This is a genomic window from Marinicauda sp. Alg238-R41 (assembly GCF_947331485.1).
Classification (GTDB): Bacteria; Pseudomonadota; Alphaproteobacteria; order Caulobacterales; family Maricaulaceae; genus Marinicauda; species Marinicauda pacifica.
Genome location: NZ_CAMZOJ010000003.1, coordinates 43624 through 59500, shown reverse-complemented (window position 1 = coordinate 59500; position 15877 = coordinate 43624). Strand labels below are relative to the sequence as shown.

The 15877-nt window shown below is 64.3% G+C and carries 13 protein-coding genes and 1 tRNA gene; 5 read left to right on the top strand and 9 right to left on the bottom strand.

The window, feature by feature from the left end:
• Nucleotides 1-10: 10 nt before the first annotated feature.
• The 7 genes from PGP17_RS12335 to glmU all read right to left on the bottom strand — a co-directional run bounded on the left by PGP17_RS12335 (nt 11) and on the right by glmU (nt 9312).
• Complete coding sequence (locus PGP17_RS12335) at nt 11-2038, bottom strand: acetyl-CoA carboxylase biotin carboxylase subunit (RefSeq protein WP_270375662.1); 2028 nt, start codon at nt 2036-2038, stop codon at nt 11-13.
• Nucleotides 2039-2150: 112 nt separating this feature from the next.
• Nucleotides 2151-2642 (bottom strand): potassium channel family protein, encoded by a 492-nt coding sequence (locus PGP17_RS12330; RefSeq protein WP_135943492.1) that lies wholly within the window; start codon nt 2640-2642, stop codon nt 2151-2153.
• Nucleotides 2643-2750: 108 nt separating this feature from the next.
• The gene (locus PGP17_RS12325; protein WP_270375661.1) at nt 2751-3734 is read right to left on the bottom strand and encodes a class I SAM-dependent methyltransferase; all 984 of its coding nucleotides are present in this window, start codon (nt 3732-3734) and stop codon (nt 2751-2753) included.
• 119 nt (nt 3735-3853) lie between these two features.
• Nucleotides 3854-5242, bottom strand: coding sequence for a glutathione-disulfide reductase (gene gor, locus PGP17_RS12320; RefSeq protein WP_270375660.1), 1389 nt, complete (start codon nt 5240-5242; stop codon nt 3854-3856).
• A gap of 527 nt (nt 5243-5769) precedes the next feature.
• Nucleotides 5770-6468, bottom strand: coding sequence for a ribose-5-phosphate isomerase RpiA (rpiA, locus tag PGP17_RS12315; RefSeq protein ID WP_270375659.1), 699 nt, complete (start codon nt 6466-6468; stop codon nt 5770-5772).
• Nucleotides 6465-7934, bottom strand: coding sequence for an NAD-dependent succinate-semialdehyde dehydrogenase (locus tag PGP17_RS12310; RefSeq protein WP_270375658.1), 1470 nt, complete (start codon nt 7932-7934; stop codon nt 6465-6467). The genes rpiA and PGP17_RS12310 overlap by 4 nt, the downstream gene beginning before the upstream one ends.
• A gap of 10 nt (nt 7935-7944) precedes the next feature.
• Nucleotides 7945-9312, bottom strand: coding sequence for a bifunctional UDP-N-acetylglucosamine diphosphorylase/glucosamine-1-phosphate N-acetyltransferase GlmU (glmU, locus tag PGP17_RS12305; protein ID WP_270375656.1), 1368 nt, complete (start codon nt 9310-9312; stop codon nt 7945-7947).
• A 106-nt stretch (nt 9313-9418) separates the two neighbouring features.
• Here glmU and PGP17_RS12300 point away from each other — a divergent pair, with 106 nt between their 5' ends.
• Nucleotides 9419-10120, top strand: coding sequence for an HAD-IA family hydrolase (locus PGP17_RS12300; RefSeq protein WP_270375654.1), 702 nt, complete (start codon nt 9419-9421; stop codon nt 10118-10120).
• Here the strand turns inward: PGP17_RS12300 and PGP17_RS12295 are convergent.
• Nucleotides 10117-10335 carry a phosphoglycolate phosphatase gene (locus tag PGP17_RS12295; RefSeq protein WP_135943485.1) on the bottom strand — a complete coding sequence of 73 codons (219 nt, stop codon included), beginning with the start codon at nt 10333-10335 and terminating at the stop codon, nt 10117-10119. The two genes, PGP17_RS12300 and PGP17_RS12295, sit on opposite strands and share 4 nt — an antisense overlap.
• Nucleotides 10336-10600: 265 nt before the next feature.
• Here PGP17_RS12295 and PGP17_RS12290 point away from each other — a divergent pair.
• The 4 genes from PGP17_RS12290 to PGP17_RS12275 all read left to right on the top strand — a co-directional run bounded on the left by PGP17_RS12290 (nt 10601) and on the right by PGP17_RS12275 (nt 14796).
• Nucleotides 10601-10675 (top strand) — tRNA-Val (locus PGP17_RS12290).
• 400 nt (nt 10676-11075) lie between these two features.
• The gene (locus PGP17_RS12285) at nt 11076-12122 is read left to right on the top strand and encodes an extracellular solute-binding protein (RefSeq protein ID WP_270375653.1); all 1047 of its coding nucleotides are present in this window, start codon (nt 11076-11078) and stop codon (nt 12120-12122) included.
• On the top strand, nt 12113-13756 hold the full coding sequence (locus PGP17_RS12280; RefSeq protein WP_270375652.1) for an ABC transporter permease: 1644 nt from the start codon (nt 12113-12115) through the stop codon (nt 13754-13756). Before PGP17_RS12285 ends, PGP17_RS12280 begins: the two co-directional genes overlap by 10 nt.
• The gene (locus PGP17_RS12275; RefSeq protein ID WP_270375650.1) at nt 13753-14796 is read left to right on the top strand and encodes an ABC transporter ATP-binding protein; all 1044 of its coding nucleotides are present in this window, start codon (nt 13753-13755) and stop codon (nt 14794-14796) included. Before PGP17_RS12280 ends, PGP17_RS12275 begins: the two co-directional genes overlap by 4 nt.
• Here PGP17_RS12275 and PGP17_RS12270 read toward each other — a convergent pair.
• Nucleotides 14793-15854 carry a Leu/Phe/Val dehydrogenase gene (locus PGP17_RS12270; RefSeq protein ID WP_270375649.1) on the bottom strand — a complete coding sequence of 354 codons (1062 nt, stop codon included), beginning with the start codon at nt 15852-15854 and terminating at the stop codon, nt 14793-14795. The two genes, PGP17_RS12275 and PGP17_RS12270, sit on opposite strands and share 4 nt — an antisense overlap.
• Between the last annotated feature and the right edge of the window lie 23 nt (nt 15855-15877).

Sequence of the window (15877 nt, the reverse complement as noted above, 5' to 3'; positions counted from 1 at the left end):
TCAGCCAGGTCTATTCGAATTCGATCAGCAGCTCGTCGGCCGCGACGCTGTCGCCCGCGCCGGCCTCGATGGACTTGACCGTGCCGTCGCGTTCGGCACGCAAGACGTTTTCCATCTTCATGGCCTCGACCACGACCAGGGCTTCACCGGCCTTGACCTCCTGGCCGACCTCGACATTGACAGACATGACCAAGCCCGGCATCGGGCTGGTGATCAGCTTGGCTGTGTCGGCGGCTTCCTTTTCCGGCAGGCGGGCGTGCAGCTCGGCGGTACGCGGGGTACAGACCAGCACCGTGGCGGCAAAACCGCGATGACGCAGGCGGTAGCCCTCGGTCCGGTCGGAAAAGGTCAGCGCGAATTTCTCGCCATCCAACTCGCCCTCGAAGAGGTGATCGCCCGGCCGCCAGCTTGTGGCGAGTGCCATGCGCCCGGTGGAAAGAGCCGGACACCACAGCTCGGCGGGGACCTCCTCACCGATCGCGCCCTGTGGCAGACGCATCTCCACCGCGAATCTGTGCCCGTCCATGATCACGACCCAGTCGTGAAGTTCGCCCGCATTCGGCGCGGGAGTCAGGCGCCCGGCAATCTGGGTGGCGCGCTGGACGAATGTCGTGTGCACGAAAGCTGCCGCCGCAGTCATGAAGCGAAGCTGATCCTCGCGTGCGACCGTACCCGCGAACCCGTCGGGGAAATGCTCGTCGATATAGCCGGTGTGGATGTTGCCCTTGCGGAAATCGGTCTCGTCCAGGACCGCAGAGAGGAAGGGCGCATTGGCCTGCAAGCCTTCGACGTGAAGCCGGTCCAGGCTGTCGGCCAAGGCATCGATGGCCTTTTCGCGCGTGTCGCCATAGCCGATGACCTTGGCGATCATGGGGTCGTAGAAAAGCGAGATCTCGTCGCCCTCGCGTACCCCGGAATCGATGCGAAGCTTGCCCGGCCCCATCGGGCCCTGCTCCGGCTCGACATAGCGTTCCAGACGCCCGATGGAGGGCAGGAAACCGCGATACGGGTCCTCGGCATAGAGCCGGGCCTCGACGGCATGACCCTTGATGCGGACATCGCGCTGGGTGAGCTCCAGCTCCTCGCCCGCGGCGACGCGGATCATCTGTTCGACCAGGTCGATATCGTGAGTCAGCTCGGTAACCGGGTGCTCCACCTGGAGGCGGGTATTCATTTCCAGGAAGTAGAAATTCTTGTTCGGGTCGACGATGAACTCGACCGTGCCGGCGCTGTCGTAATCGACCGCCTTGGCGAGCGCCACGGCCTGCTCGCCCATCTTGTCGCGCGTCTTCTTGTCGAGGAAAGGCGACGGCGCCTCCTCGATCACTTTCTGATTGCGCCGCTGAATGGAGCATTCGCGCTCGTTGAGATGGATCACATTGCCATGCTTGTCGCCGAGGACCTGGATCTCGATATGGCGCGGCTTCTCGACGAATTTTTCGATCAGGATGCGGTCGTCGCCGAAGGAGGACTTGGCTTCGTTGCGCGCGGCCTTGAAGCCGTCCTTGACCTCTGACGCGGAGCGGGCGATGCGCATGCCCTTGCCGCCACCGCCGGCCGAGGCCTTGATCATGACCGGGTAGCCGATGTCGTCCGCGACCTCGACCGCCTGCTGATCGTCCTCGATCTCGCCCTTGAAGCCGGGAACCGTGCTGACCCCGGCCTTGGCCGCGAGCTTTTTCGACTCCAGCTTGTCGCCCATCGACTGGATTGCGTACACGTTCGGCCCGATCCAGGCGATGTTCTTCTTGGCCAGCGCCTCGGGAAACTTCGCGTTTTCCGACAGGAAGCCGAAGCCAGGATGGACCGCGTCAGCCCCGGTCTCCTCGCACGCGGCCAGGATCCGGTCCATGTTCAGGTAGGACTCGCCGGGAGCCGGGGGGCCGATAAAGACGGCTTCGTCGGCCATCTCGACCGCCAGGGAGGCGGCATCCGCTTCGGAGTAGACCGCCACGGTGGGAATGCCCAGACGCTTGCAGGTCTTGATGACGCGGACGGCGATCTCGCCGCGATTGGCGATCAGAATCTTGTTGAACATGAGCCCGGTGAGCCCCTTTTTGAAAGCCGGATCGGTGTATGGAGCAAGGGTTTAGCCCGCACTGGCAAGGCGGGGCAAGCCACCGCGCACCGTGGAAGGGCGAGGCCCACGCCTAGTCAGGCTTGCCGGCTTGCCCGGTGTCGGCCTCCACCTTGCGCTCGAACCGCTCTTCCAGCCACGTAAATTCGATCGACCGCAGCCGGCTCACGACAGAAATCAGGAAGGCGGTCGACCAGCCCAGCAGCAAGAAGCCGTTCGCGCTTTCGATCGCGCCGAGGATGCGCCAGCGCTGATCGGGGACCAGGTCGCCATACCCCACAGTGGTGAAACTGGACGTGGAATAGTAGAGGGCGGCCTCGAACGTGTCGAACGCGTCCAGCCAGACATAGACCGCTGCCCAGATCCAGATCTGGATCGTGTGGATCAGGAAGAGCGCGAGAATGACCAGAAGGATCATTCCCACTTGCCGCCACGCATTCCGGAACGGCTGGATGTGATCGGCGCGCGCACGCATGACGCCGATGAGCGCGGCCAGTCCCGCCATGTGAATCGCGACGGTGATCACCACCAACGCCGTGGAAATCGCCAAGGGTATGGCAAGCATGACTCCCCCTTTCCGATCCTGAGCCATGTCCTGATGAAGCTGGCCATATAACGACAAAACCCCGGGCGCGGATACCCGGGGTTCTGCCTGTCTGCCAGCGCGGTGCGCCTATTCCGGTTTGACGAAGCGCAGCGTCATGCGGTCGCTCTCGCCGACGGACTGGAGCGGGGGAACGTCCTCGCCCTCGCTGTCACCGCCATTGGAGGGCGGCAGCATCCAGACACCGTTCTCGTAGTCCGCGGTGTCGGCCGGGTTGGCGTTGATTTCGGAGCTTTCCTCCAGCGCAAATCCGTTGCGCTCGAACGCTGCGATCACGTCGGCTTCGCGCATGTAGCCGCGGTCGCCGGATGCGCGCGCATCGGTCTCGTCAGCCGGGGCGCGGTGCTGGACCACGCCGACAATGCCGCCGGGCTTGAGGAAGTCGTGGACCTCGCCCAGCGCCACATCCATGTGCTCGGAGCCGAAGCGGTTCAGATGGTGCAGCGCGCGGATGAACAGGACCGCATCGCCTTGCCCGTCTTCGGACTCGGGAATGGCGTCCAGCATGTAGGCAGAGATGGCGTCTGCAGAGACGGGGCCATTCTCCGCAAGCGCGGCCGGAGCCGTCTCCGGCCAGTTGCGGATCTCGGCCTGGGACTCCTCGTTCCAGTTCTCGCCATACATCTGGGCCCATACGTCTTCCTGATAATTCAGCGCGACATAACGGCCGTCCGCGGACACGTAGGGCAGAAGGATGCGCGTGTACCAGCCGCCACCCGGCAGGGCTTCGGCAATGGTCATGCCCGGTTCCAGCCCGAAGAAGGCCATGGTTTCCATCGGATTGCGGTATTCGTCGCGCGCGCGATCACCCTCGCGGCGTTCGTGGGCAAGGATATCGACGAGCTGGGCGCCAGCGAGAAGCGAAGCAATTGCGTCGCTGTCTTCCTGGCTCATCTCTTCGCCCTGGCCGGGCGCGCTCATCGAGTCAGCCTCGTCGGCGGGCATCGCCTCGCCATTCATCGGCGCATCGGTCTCGCTCTCGTCAGCGCCCTGCGGCGAGCACGCGGCCAGCAGCGCAATCGAGGATGCGGCAGCCATCATGAAACGGGTCATCAGTCTTCCTCCCTGAAATCTGGTGACTGCCTCTATACACGATTACACCTGCGGGCCTTAGCGAAATCGACCCTGCGAAGCGCTGGATTGCGTTCCCTGGATGAGAGCTGGCAAGGCGGCTAACCGGCGCCGATTTCGGGCGGGACCCATTTCTCGCGCATTGTGACGAGCTCCTCGGCCACCGTCGGGTGGACGGCGCAGGTCGCGTCGAACTGCGCCTTGGTCAGTCCGCTCTTCACCGCAATACCGACCGCCTGGATGATCTCCGGTGCGTCGTCGCCCACCATGTGAACGCCAACAACCTTGTCGTTACCGGCATCCACGATAAGCTTCATCATCATGCGGTCGGGGTTTTCGGTCAGCATTCCCTTCATCGGCCGGAAGGTCGACTTGTAGACATCGACCTTCTGGCAATCCTGACGCGCTTCCTGCTCGGTCAGGCCCACCGTGCCCACAGGCGGCTGGGTAAAGACCGCCGTCGGAATGCATGAGCGATCGTAGGCCGTCTTGTTCCCGCCGAAGACCGTCTCGCAGAACGCGATGCCTTCGCGGATTGCGACCGGGGTCAGATTGACCCGGTTGGTCACGTCACCGATGGCATAGATGTGGTCGACGCTGCTCTGCGAATACTCGTCGACGACCACCGCCCCCTGCTCGTCCAGATCGACTCCGGCCTTCTCCAGGCCCAGCCCCCGGGTCGCGGGCGTACGACCAATGGCCAGCACCACGGCATCGGAGTCCAGCACGTCGCCGGTATCCAGATGGACCTTGCGCCAGCCGTCTTTTTCGCCCTTCTCGATCTTCTCGAAGTTGGCATGGGTGATGACTCTCACGCCCGCCTTCTTCAGGCCTTCGTGAACGAAGGTGCGCACGTCGTCGTCAAACCCGCGCAGCACCGTCTCACGCCGGTAGACCAGGCAGACATCGACACCCAGACCGGCGAAAATCTGGGCAAATTCGCAGGCAATATAGCCTCCGCCCGCAATCACGATGTGCTGGGGCAGTGTCTCCAGATTGAACAGATCGTTCGAGGTCAGCGTGAGGTCGATACCCTCCAGATCTTCCTGCAGGGTGGGTGTACCGCCGACCGCGATCAGGATGTGTTTTGCGGTGACGGTGCGGTTCTCGTTGACCAGCCGGATCGTATGCGCGTCTTCGAGGACAGCCCGGTCATTGATCAGCTCGACCCCGGAATTCTGCAGATTCTTCTCGTAGATGCCGGACAGGCGGTCGACCTCGGCATGCATGGCATCGCGAAACGAGACCCAGTCGAACTGGGGCGAACCGAAGCTCCAGCCATAACCCTTGGCCTTCTCGAAATTCTTGGCGAATTCGGACGCATAGACCATGAACTTCTTCGGCACGCAGCCACGGATCACGCAAGTGCCGCCGGGGCGGTATTCCTCCGCGATCGCGGTCTTTGCCCCTTTCAGTGCGGACAGGCGCGAGGCGCGCACCCCGCCCGAACCGGCGCCGAGGGTGAAAAGGTCATAGTCGTAGTCGGCCATAAGCAGGCTCCCGCGCGGCAGTCATCAGATGGAGGGCAAGGTGGGGCGGGCACGATGAAGACGCAAGCATCGGTGGCCAGCTAGGCGTAAAGGCACTTACCGCTAGCGGATTTTCTGCGCATGGCCTGCCATGCAGAGCGGATAATAGCACTCTCAGCTAGTGGTGCGTTGCGCGGAACTGAGCCTGTGAACAATGGGCCCTCGACATCAACGCCGGGGAGTGGTCGACATGCGAAGTTTAGTGAACTTGTTATCAGTTGGGGCGGAGGTCTTTTGGGCGATCCTTCTTTGCCCCGTGTTGCTTGTAGCGATCGTACTTTGCCGAAGCGCCTACGCTCGCGACGTTGCAGACGAGTGCATCCAAACTTTTCAAGTTTGGCTACTGAGAAAAGCGCCGCTGGAAATCCAGAAACAAAATTTTAGGAGCATTGAAAGCTCAAGACGGCGTCGTCGACGAGATGATTCAAAAAGATTTGAAGGCTAATCTCATAGACCGCTCATATCGGGCGTCTAGGACACCTCGCCCGCTACAGCTCCATCGCCCGCGCACCGTCGTCTTCTCCCACGATCACGACACGGGCAATATCAAGAAAGAGGCCGTGATCGATTACCCCGGGAATTTCGATCAGGGCGGCAGCGGCCCGTTCCGGATCGGGGATTTCGCCGCAGCTGCAATCGAGAATGTAGTGGCCGCCATCGGTGACCAGGGGCTCAAGCCCGTCGCCGAGGCGCCGCAAGGACACATCCGGCCGAGGAACGCCGGCGCGGCGAAGCGCATCGAAGACCTTCTTGGCGGTAATGGTAAAGCCGAACGGATCGACCTCCACGGGCAGCGGGAAGGCGCCTAGCGTCTCGACCAGCTTGGTCTCGTCGATGATGACGACCATGAGGTCGGACGCGCTGGCCACGATCTTCTCGCGCAGAAGGCAGGCGCCGCCGCCCTTGACCAGCCGGAACCGGCCGTCGACCTCGTCTGCGCCATCGACGGTCAGGTCGATCTTGTGGGCCTGCTCGATCGAGATCAGCGGCACGCCGGCGTCGCGCGCGACCTGTTCGGTGCCCCGGGAGGTCGCGATGCCGCGCACCTGGATCGGCTCCTGCGCCATTTGCGTGCCGAGCAGGCGAACGAACTCCTCCGCCGTCGAACCCGACCCCAGGCCGAGCGTCATGCCGTCCTCGACGTAATCAAGCGCAGCGCGCGCCGCGTTGACCTTCTGGACGTTCATTCGACATCTCCCAGCATCACGAATTTAAGCTCGGTGAATTCTTCCACGCCCCACTTGCCGCCTTCCCGGCCGATACCGGATTCCTTCACACCGCCGAACGGCGTGGTGGACGAGCCGACCATGGGCGCGTTCACGCCCACCATGCCGTAGTCGAGGCCTTCGGTGATCCTGTGGACCCGTCCGATATCGCGCGTGTAGACATAGGCGGCGAGCCCAAAGGGCGTATCGTTCGCCAGACGCAGGATCTCGGCCTCGTCCCGGGCCCGGTACAGCGATGCCACCGGCCCGAAGATCTCGTTGCGCGCGATATCGAGACCGGCATGACCGCCAGAGATAAGCGTGGGCGCATAGAAGCTGCCACCCAGCTCGTCGGCGAGCGAGCGTCCGCCAGCCAGAATGGAGGCGCCCTGCTCGCGCGCATTCTCGACCAGCCGGCCCACGCGCGTCACAGCCTCGTCGTGGATCAGCGGTCCGACATCGACCCCATCGTCAAATCCCGACCCGACCTTCACCTTTTCGATGCGCGCCTTGAGCGCTTCGGCCAGCCGGTCGGCGATCCGTTCCTGCACGATGATGCGGTTGGCCGAGACACAGGTCTGACCGCCGGCACGGAATTTGGAGGCCAGCACGCCATCGGCGGCTTTCTCGATATCGGCATCGTCCATCACGATGAAGGGAGCGTTTCCGCCAAGTTCCAGCGAGACGCGTTTCACGCCGTCGGCGGCCTGGCGCATCAACAGCTTGCCGATCTCGGTCGATCCGGTGAAGCCGATCATGGCGACTTCCGGCGAGCCGGTCAGAACCGGGCCGATTTTTGTCGCATCGCCGCAGATGACATTGAAGACGCCCTTGGGAATGCCCGCGCGCTCGGCCAGCTCGGCCAGCGCCAGAGCGGAGAGCGGCGTTTCCGGCGCCGGCTTGACCACCATGGTGCAGCCGGCAGCCAGGGCCGGCGCGCATTTGCGCGTGATCATGGCAGAGGGAAAATTCCAGGGCGTGATGCAGCCCACAACCCCGACAGGCTGACGGATCGTCCATCCGCGCGTGCCCGGAAACTGGGTCGCCATCGTCTCACCGTGCAGGCGGGTGGCCTCCTCGGCAGAGACCTTCACGAAACTTGCCCCGTAGGCGACTTCGCCGCGCGCTTCCTTGAGGGGCTTGCCCATCTCGGCGGTGATCAGCGTGCCGAGGTCGGCCACATGCTCCATGATCAGCTCGTGCCAGCGCTGCACCAGCCGGGCGCGCTCGAAGACAGATGTCTTCTTCCATTTGGCAAAGGCGTCATGGGCGGCAGCGACCGCCTTGCGGGCTCCGGCCTCGCCGACATCGCAGACCTCGGCAATGATCTCGCGATTGGCCGGGTTGGAAACTTGAAAACGGGTCTCCCCCGACACCCATTTTCCATCGACATAGCTCTCGGTCCTGAACAGACCGGGGTCGGAAAGACGTTGTTTCAAATCGCTCATCGTATCGCTTCTAATCCTTCTTCGACCTGGCCTGCGCCTTCGCCTTGCGGGCCTGCATCGCCTCGCGGAATCGCTGCGCCCATCCCGGCTTCTCGCTTTGACGGGCGCGAGAAAGCGCCAGGGCATTGTCCGGGACGTCCTCGGTGATAACGCTGCCCGACCCCGTCATCGCACCGGCGCCGATCGTCACCGGAGCGACCAGCGAGGTGTTCGAGCCGATGAAGGCGCCCTCGCCGATCACCGTCCTGTGCTTGAAAAACCCGTCATAATTGCAGGTGATCGTTCCGGCTCCGATATTGGCGTGCGCACCGACATCCGTATCTCCGAGATAGGTGAGATGGCTGGCTTTTGCACCCTCTCCGAGGCGTGCCTTCTTCACCTCGACGAAGTTGCCGACTTTCGCATTCGCCCCGAGTTCGGCACCCGGACGAAGCCGTGCGAACGGACCGGCTTCGGCGCCCTCGCCCAGTGACGCGCCCTCAAGATGGCTGAAGGCCTTGATGCGAACATTCGACGCGACACTCACGCCGGGACCGAACACGACATTGGGCTCAACGACCACATCCGCGGCGATGCCCGTATCGTGGCTGAAGAACACGGTGTCCGGCGCGATCAGTGTAACCCCGCTCTCCATCATCTCCCGGCGCCGGCGCGCCTGAAACGCCGCCTCGGCCTCGGCCAGATCGCTGCGCGAGTTGACGCCGAGCATCTCGGCCTGTGCGCCGCGCACGGCCTTGCACTTCAGCCCGCGCGACCGTGCAATCGCGACGATGTCGGTGAGATAGTATTCGCCCTTGGCATTCTCGTTGGTGACCTCGGACAGGAGGTCGAACAGGAGCGGTACCGGCGCGCCCAGAACTCCGGAATTGCACAGGCGGATCGCGCGCTCGGCCTCGCTCGCCTCGCGATCCTCCACGATGGCGTCCAGACCGTCCGCGCCATCCTCGATGAGGCGGCCATATCCGGCCGGGTCGTCGGCTTCAAAGCCGAGCACGGCAATGGACGCTTCTCCAGCGAGGGCGGAAAAGACCGCCTCCACCGTCTCGGGCCGGATCAGCGGCGTATCGCCGTAAAGGACAACGGCGTGCCCTTCGAAACCGTCCAGCGCGTCCTTCGCGCAGGCGACTGCATGGCCGGTGCCTTGCGGCGGGTCCTGGAGCGCTGTCGCCGAGCCGGCCGCTTCCGCAGCGTCTTTCACTGCCGGCGAATGGGCGCCCCAGACCGTCACCTTGCGGTCGGCCGCGACCGCGTCGGCCAGTGCCAGCGTCCAGTCCAGCATGGAGCGGCCGCCAACACTGTGAAGGGGCTTGGCCAGCGCAGACTTCATGCGCGTTCCCTGACCGGCGGCAAGAATGATGGCGGCGCGGGACGTCTTCATGTGCGGCGACTCACTTGGCAAGCGTGGGCATCCATATTCCGAAGCGCTATAGCCGATTGTTGAAAGGCACGCGACCGCTCGTGCGCAACCCGGACCGGAACAGCCGATGACCCTGACTGACGACCCCATTGCCGGCCTGCCCATCGCGTTCGATCTCGACGGGACCCTGGTCGACACTGCGCCGGACCTGGTGCGGGCCCTCAATGCCTCGGTGAAGCCTTGCGGGTTGTCCGAAGTCCGCGTCGACGATGTGCGCGCCATGGTCGGACGCGGCGCACGCGCCCTGATCGAGCGCACCTTCGCACGCCAGAATGTCGAGGCTGGACAGCCGGAGATCGATGATTGCCTGACGCGCTTCCTGGAGGTCTATCGCGACCAGATCGCCGTCGACAGCCGCCCGTTTGCGCATGTCGAAGCCGTGCTCGACCGTCTGGCAACGCGCGGCGCGCGTCTTTCAGTCTGCACCAACAAGCCGCAAACCCTGGCTCAGGCCCTGCTGGACCAGCTGAAGATGAGTGATCGTTTCGAACGGATCGTCGGAGCGGACAGCGGCATCGCGAAGAAGCCGGACCCGGCGCATCTGTTTGCGGCCTTCGGGGGCACACCGGCGCTGGGCGTTCTGGTCGGCGATTCAGAGCCGGATGCGCTGGCGGCCCGTGCGGCCGGCGCCATCTGCCTGCTCTTTGAAGGGGGTTATAGTGAAAAGCCGGTCCGCACACTGGGCGCGGACCGGCTTTTCAAGCAGTACGACGAGTTTGAAACCGTCCTGACCGAGGCCGTGTCGGCCCGGTTGAGCGCCAAGGCCTAGGCCGAGCGGCGCTCGCTGGCGCGGTCGTTTGCCGGACGCGGCAGACCGTTGACCAGGTTGGAGCGCACATCGGTGCGCGCGGAGCGCATGGCGGGCATGAAGCCGGCATCGACCAAGTCGACGCTCACGTCATAACCGCGCTCGCTCCAATAGGCTTCAATTCGTTCTTTCAGACGGCGTGCACCCTCAGGGGTGCAAAGATCATTAGTGGCCATGGGGAGGACCTCCTCTTTACGCGCTCGCGGCCACGGCGCGTCGGGACTTGCCAAACTGGGCGGAAAACGATGCCTGCAGAGGTGAGCCCGCAAGCAAGCGACGCTCATATATGTCATCTTTCTGTTTGACGAAAGTGTGACGGACCCCGTTCAGCGAAATTTTTTCCTCGGATGATGACTTGCTCCCCTTTTCAACGCAGGTGCAGGCGGGCCGTTCCTTCTGCTTGACCAAAATTCGCCTCCCTCGTATAGGACACGGCCTTGCGGGCGATTAGCTCAGCGGTAGAGCACTTCGTTCACACCGAAGGGGTCACTAGTTCGATCCTAGTATCGCCCACCAATTTAGCGCTAAAATTACAGCCGCTTAGCGAAGCCCCGGTTCTGTTGGAACCGGGGCTTTTTGCATCCTGCAAAGCCGCGTCGGATGAGACTGGCGGCCAGGCCTATCCCGGGAAATTTTCTGCCTGGCGCGCCTGGAGATCAGGGTGTCCCGGCGCCCTTCGCAGTGCGCCGCAAGCGGCGATGCGGTCTTCTGTCGCAGCCAGCCAGAATATTTTATTCCAGAGCGACCGGACTGGCTTTCCCGGCGACGCGCAATTATGCGCCGTAAGCCATCGGAGCGATTCGCGGACTCCGGACGGCTCGACAGCGCTGAGACGTCAGCGCGCAGCCAAAAACTTGCGAACTGTTCTCAAAAGTGGCAGGCATGCCTCAAAGTGCGATTTTTAAAGGAGAGGCATATGAAGAGCTCGTCCACCCTGCTCGGCCTGACCGGTTTGGCCATCCCCCTGCTTTTGAGTGCATGCGGACAACCGGAAGGCTCAGAAGACGCTAGCCAGGATGCTGGCGTGGTCAACGTTTTCAGCGCGCGCCACTATGCCTCCGACGATGCGGTCTACGCGGCCTTCACCGAGGAAACCGGGATCGAGGTCAATGTGATCGAGGCGGGCGGCGACCTGCTGGTCGAGCGCGTGCGCACAGACGGTGACCGCTCCCCGGCCGATGTCGTGATTACCGTGGATGCCGGACGCCTCTACCGCGCGGCGGAAGCCGGCCTGTTCCAGCCCGCCGGCCTTGAGGGCGCGATGGAGCAGATTCCCGCCTATCTTCATCATCCCGACGATCTCTGGTTCGGATTCGCCACGCGTGCCCGCGTGATCGTGTACGCGCCGGAACGCGTCGACGTCTCCGAGCTCTCCGGCTACGAGGACCTGGCCGATCCCCGGTTCGAAGGCCGGGTCTGCGTGCGCTCGTCCAACAATGTCTACAACCAGTCCCTGCTGGCGGCGATGATCGACCGTCTGGGCGCGGATGGCGCCGAGGCCTGGGCGCAAGGCGTCGTGGACAATCTTGCCCGCGCGCCGCAGGGCGCCGATACGGACCAGATCCGCGCGGTCGCTGCCGGCGATTGCGACGTGTCCCTGGTCAATCACTATTACTGGGCACGCATCGCCAATTCCGGCAATCCGGCCGACCAGGCGGTGGCGAATGCGACCGAGTTATTCTTCCCGGAGAACACGCACATCAACGTCTCCGGCGCGGGTCTCGCAGCGGGCGCGCCCAACACGGAGAATGCGCGCCGCTTCCTGCGCTTCCTTCTCTCGCCCGAGGCGCAGCGGGCGTTCGCCGAGCTTACCAACGAGTTTCCCGCAGTCGCCTCGACGCAGTACGACAACGCACTGCTCGACGAGTTGCACGATTTCAGCGCCGACGATTTGAACGTCAACGTTCTCGGCGAGAATGCCTCCGAAGCGCAGCGCATCTTTGACCGCGTGGGATGGCAGTAAGCGACATCCATGACGATGCGGCGGAGCCGTCCCGGTCCCGGGGCGGCTTCGCGCCCTTGTGGGGGGCCGTCTTCGTCGCATTGATCTGCGCCGCGCCGCTGATTGCGGTGGCCATCGTCGCGGTTACCGGACCGTGGACCGACTATTTCGGCCATATAGCCGGCACACGCCTGCCGATCTGGCTGGCCAACACCGCCATCGTGGGCGTGATCGCCGTTGCCGCAGCCGGATCGATCGGCAGTGCCTCAGCCTGGACGGTGGCGCGGTATGCCTTCCCGGGGCGGCGCGCTTTCGAATGGCTGCTTGCGCTCCCCTTGGCGATGCCGGCCTATGCGGCGGCCTATGGCTGGTATGACCTCACCCAGTCGACCGGGCCCCTCGGAGGGCTCGTCCCGGTGGTGCGTGGACCGGTCGGGGCCGGCTTCATCTTTGCCTTCACGCTTTATCCCTACGTCTACCTGCTTGCGCGCGAGGCGTTCGCCAGCCAGTCGAGCGAAGCCTATGACGCGGCGCGCACGCTCGGCTGCGGTCCGATCGAGGCTTTCCAGCGCGCGGCGCTTCCCATGGCCCGTCCGGCAATCGCTGCAGGCCTTGCGCTGGTGGTGATGGAATCCCTGGCCGATTTCGGTGCCGTCGTTCACCTGGGTGCCCCCACCCTGTCTGTCGGGATCATTCGCGCCTGGGCGGGCGAGGGCTCGGTGGCCGATGCGGCCAGGCTGGCGCTCGTGCTGGTCTCGCTGGCCTTCCTCATCTTCTTCATCGAGCGGTTCCAGCGCCGGCGGGCGCGTCAGGCCGCCGCGTCGGGACGCAAGCGCCCGCCGCGCCGGGTGCAACTCTCGCCGGTACGCAGCGCGCTCGCGATCGGCCTTCTCTCACTGCCCCTGATGGCCGGGCTCATCATACCGATGGGGCGGCTTGGATGGCTGGCAACTCATTCAGCCGTCGGGCGCGATCTCGGCGCCGCGCTGTGGCATTCGGTTCAGCTCGCCGCGATCTCCGGCGGAGTGGCGGCAATACTCGGCGTCATCGCCGCCTACGCCCTGCGGACACGGCGCCTGCCCGCCGTACTTGCGGCGCGCCTGGCCGGACTTGGTTATGCCGTCCCAGGCGCGGTCGCCGCCGTGGGCGTGCTCGCGCTTTTCGGATGGGCCCAGAACGGCATGGATGCGGTATGGACGCGCCTGTTCGGCATGCCCCTTCCGGTGCTGTTGAGCGGCGGCATTCTCGGATTGATCTTCGCCTACCAGTCGCGCTTCGCCGCAGCCGCAATCGGTCCGGCCGAAAGCGCGCTGGCCCGCATCACGCCGACGCTCGACGGTGCCGCCCGGACGCTTGGCGCCGGCCCGGTCGAGGTCGCAATCCGCGTCCACTGGCCCCTCATCCGCTCGGGCGCGTTGCTCGCCGGCCTGCTGGTCTTTGTCGAGGTTCTCAAGGAGTTGCCCGCGACGATGATCCTGCGTCCCTTCAATTTCGACACGCTCGCGGTCACCGCCCACAACTATGCCTCTGACGAGCGGCTTGGCATGGCCGCCTTGCCTGCCCTGCTGATCGCACTTGCCGCGCTGGGCCCGATGATCTGGATTGCACGCCAGATGACTCGCAGCGAACGCTTGGTCAGGAAGGAAGCAGAATGAAAGGCGACCTTTTGGAGGTTTGCGATGCGGTCGTATCGTTTGCCGAAGGCCGCCCGGCGGTCGACCGCGCATCGCTGAGCCTGACCTGCGGACGGGTAACGGCCCTGCTGGGACCGTCCGGCTCGGGAAAGTCCAGCCTCCTGCGCGCGATAGCCGGGCTCGAACGCCTGGAGGCCGGTACCGTCCGGTTCGCCGGAAAGACCTGGAGCGGAGACACGGTCCATCTTGATCCCGAGGCGCGGCGCTGCGGTGTGGTGTTTCAGGACTATGCGCTCTTTCCCCATCTGACCGCGCTGGACAATGTCGCCTTCGGCTTGCGCAGCGGCAGTAGCGCAAAGCGCCGCGAGCTGGCCAGAGACCGGCTGGCAAGCGTGGAACTCGCCCACAAGGCCAAATCCTATCCGCACGAACTCTCGGGCGGTGAGCAGCAGCGTGTCGCCCTGGCGCGCGCGCTCGCCCCCTCCCCCGACGTCATGCTGCTCGACGAGCCATTCTCGGGCCTCGACAGACGGCTGCGCGCCGAACTGCGCGAAGCGACGACGCACGCATTGCGCGAGGCGGAGACTGCCGCCTTGATCGTGACTCACGATGCCGAGGAAGCCATGGCGGTCGCCGATCAGATCGCCCTGATGAACAAGGGCGTGATCGTCCAGACCGGTGCGCCCGACCGTCTCTACCTGTCTCCTGTCAGCGAGACGGCGGCCCGCCTGCTCGGCGATGTTGAGGCATTTATCACGCGCGTCGAGTCAGGACGTGCCTCGACGCCGCTCGGCGCTCTGGCGGCACCCGGACGCGATGACGGCGAACAGGTCAAGGTTCTGCTTCGGCCTGAGGGTATCGTGATCGATCGCGCCGCGGCGGATGGCGCGCTGGCCCAGGTCACGATGCGGCAGGCGGCGGGCGGCTCGGCGCGCCTCTCCTTGCGTCTGGAAAACGGGCGCGAGGTGTCCGCGCGCGTCCCGGTCACAGATACGATACGAGCCGGAGACGCGGTCCGCCTCCGGCTCGATGAACGCTTTGCGGTGGTCGTAACCGCCTAGGCAGCTTCGGCCTTGCGAACCCGCGCGTCCTCGATGCGCTCGCGCGCAATCTTGTCCGCAACGATGTTGGCCGGAGTGCCTTCGTCTTCGGCACGGTCCATCACCTCGCCGAGGGTCTGACGCAGGCCCTGCAGCTTTCCTTCGACCCATTTGGCGTCGTACTTCGGATCGAGATCGCCCATGATGTTGATGATGCCGCCGGCATTGATGACATAGTCCGGCGCGTAATAGATGCCGCGCTTCTGAAGCTCGGCGCCCATGTCACGTGTGGCCAGCTGGTTGTTCGCCGCACCGGCCACGGCCTTGACTTTCAACGTATCGATCGTGTCCGGATTGATCACCGAGCCGAGGGCGCACGGAGCGAAGATGTCCGCTTCGACACCGTAGATCTTGTCGATCGGCACGATGGTCGCATTTGTTTTCGCGGCCAGATCCTTGAGGGCGGACTCGTTGATATCGGCCAGGAAGAGCTCAGCCCCCGCTTCGTGCAGGTGCTGGACCAGATAGGCGCCGACATGGCCGGTCGCGCCCTGGACGGCGATCTTGACACCGGACAGGTCCGCCGAGCCGAGCGCGCGCTCCGCCGCCACTTTCACGCCCAGGAAGACGCCTTTAGCGGTGACGGGGGACGGATCGCCCGTCCCGCCGGGCAGACCGACCACATATTGTGTCGCGCGGCGCGCATTCAAAATGTCTTCCGGGCTGACACCGACGTCTTCCGCCGAATAGTAATTGCCCGACAGCGCATCGATAGCGCGGCCGAAAGCTTCAAACAGCTCGGCGCGGTCGAAATCGCCCTGCGGCTTCATGATGACCGACTTGCCGCCGCCCAGCGGAAGGTCGGCCATGATGTTCTTGTAGCTCATGCCCTGAGAGAGACGCAGCACGTCCGTCAGAGCCTCGGAGGAATCCTTGTAGGACCACATGCGGCAACCGCCAATCGCCGGACCATTGGCGGTGGAATGCACGGCAATGATCGCCTTGAGCCCGGTCTTGGCGTCGTGGGCGAACAGGACTTTTTCGTGGTCGTCGAAAGCGGGATGGTCGAACACGCTCATATGCGGGGAGTCCTCTAGCAGCG

Excerpts from the sequence above, each read along its gene's own strand:
- PGP17_RS12335 (WP_270375662.1), bottom strand. The coding sequence starts at position 2,038 with ATGTTCAACAAGATTCTGATCGCCAATCGCGGCGAGATCGCCGTCCGC.
- PGP17_RS12330 (WP_135943492.1), bottom strand. The coding sequence starts at position 2,642 with ATGCTTGCCATACCCTTGGCGATTTCCACGGCGTTGGTGGTGATCACC.
- PGP17_RS12325 (WP_270375661.1), bottom strand. The coding sequence starts at position 3,734 with ATGACCCGTTTCATGATGGCTGCCGCATCCTCGATTGCGCTGCTGGCC.
- gor (WP_270375660.1), bottom strand. The coding sequence starts at position 5,242 with ATGGCCGACTACGACTATGACCTTTTCACCCTCGGCGCCGGTTCGGGC.
- rpiA (WP_270375659.1), bottom strand. The coding sequence starts at position 6,468 with ATGAACGTCCAGAAGGTCAACGCGGCGCGCGCTGCGCTTGATTACGTC.
- PGP17_RS12310 (WP_270375658.1), bottom strand. The coding sequence starts at position 7,934 with ATGAGCGATTTGAAACAACGTCTTTCCGACCCCGGTCTGTTCAGGACC.
- glmU (WP_270375656.1), bottom strand. The coding sequence starts at position 9,312 with ATGAAGACGTCCCGCGCCGCCATCATTCTTGCCGCCGGTCAGGGAACG.
- PGP17_RS12300 (WP_270375654.1), top strand. The coding sequence starts at position 9,419 with ATGACCCTGACTGACGACCCCATTGCCGGCCTGCCCATCGCGTTCGAT.
- PGP17_RS12295 (WP_135943485.1), bottom strand. The coding sequence starts at position 10,335 with ATGGCCACTAATGATCTTTGCACCCCTGAGGGTGCACGCCGTCTGAAA.
- PGP17_RS12285 (WP_270375653.1), top strand. The coding sequence starts at position 11,076 with ATGAAGAGCTCGTCCACCCTGCTCGGCCTGACCGGTTTGGCCATCCCC.
- PGP17_RS12280 (WP_270375652.1), top strand. The coding sequence starts at position 12,113 with ATGGCAGTAAGCGACATCCATGACGATGCGGCGGAGCCGTCCCGGTCC.
- PGP17_RS12275 (WP_270375650.1), top strand. The coding sequence starts at position 13,753 with ATGAAAGGCGACCTTTTGGAGGTTTGCGATGCGGTCGTATCGTTTGCC.
- PGP17_RS12270 (WP_270375649.1), bottom strand. The coding sequence starts at position 15,854 with ATGAGCGTGTTCGACCATCCCGCTTTCGACGACCACGAAAAAGTCCTG.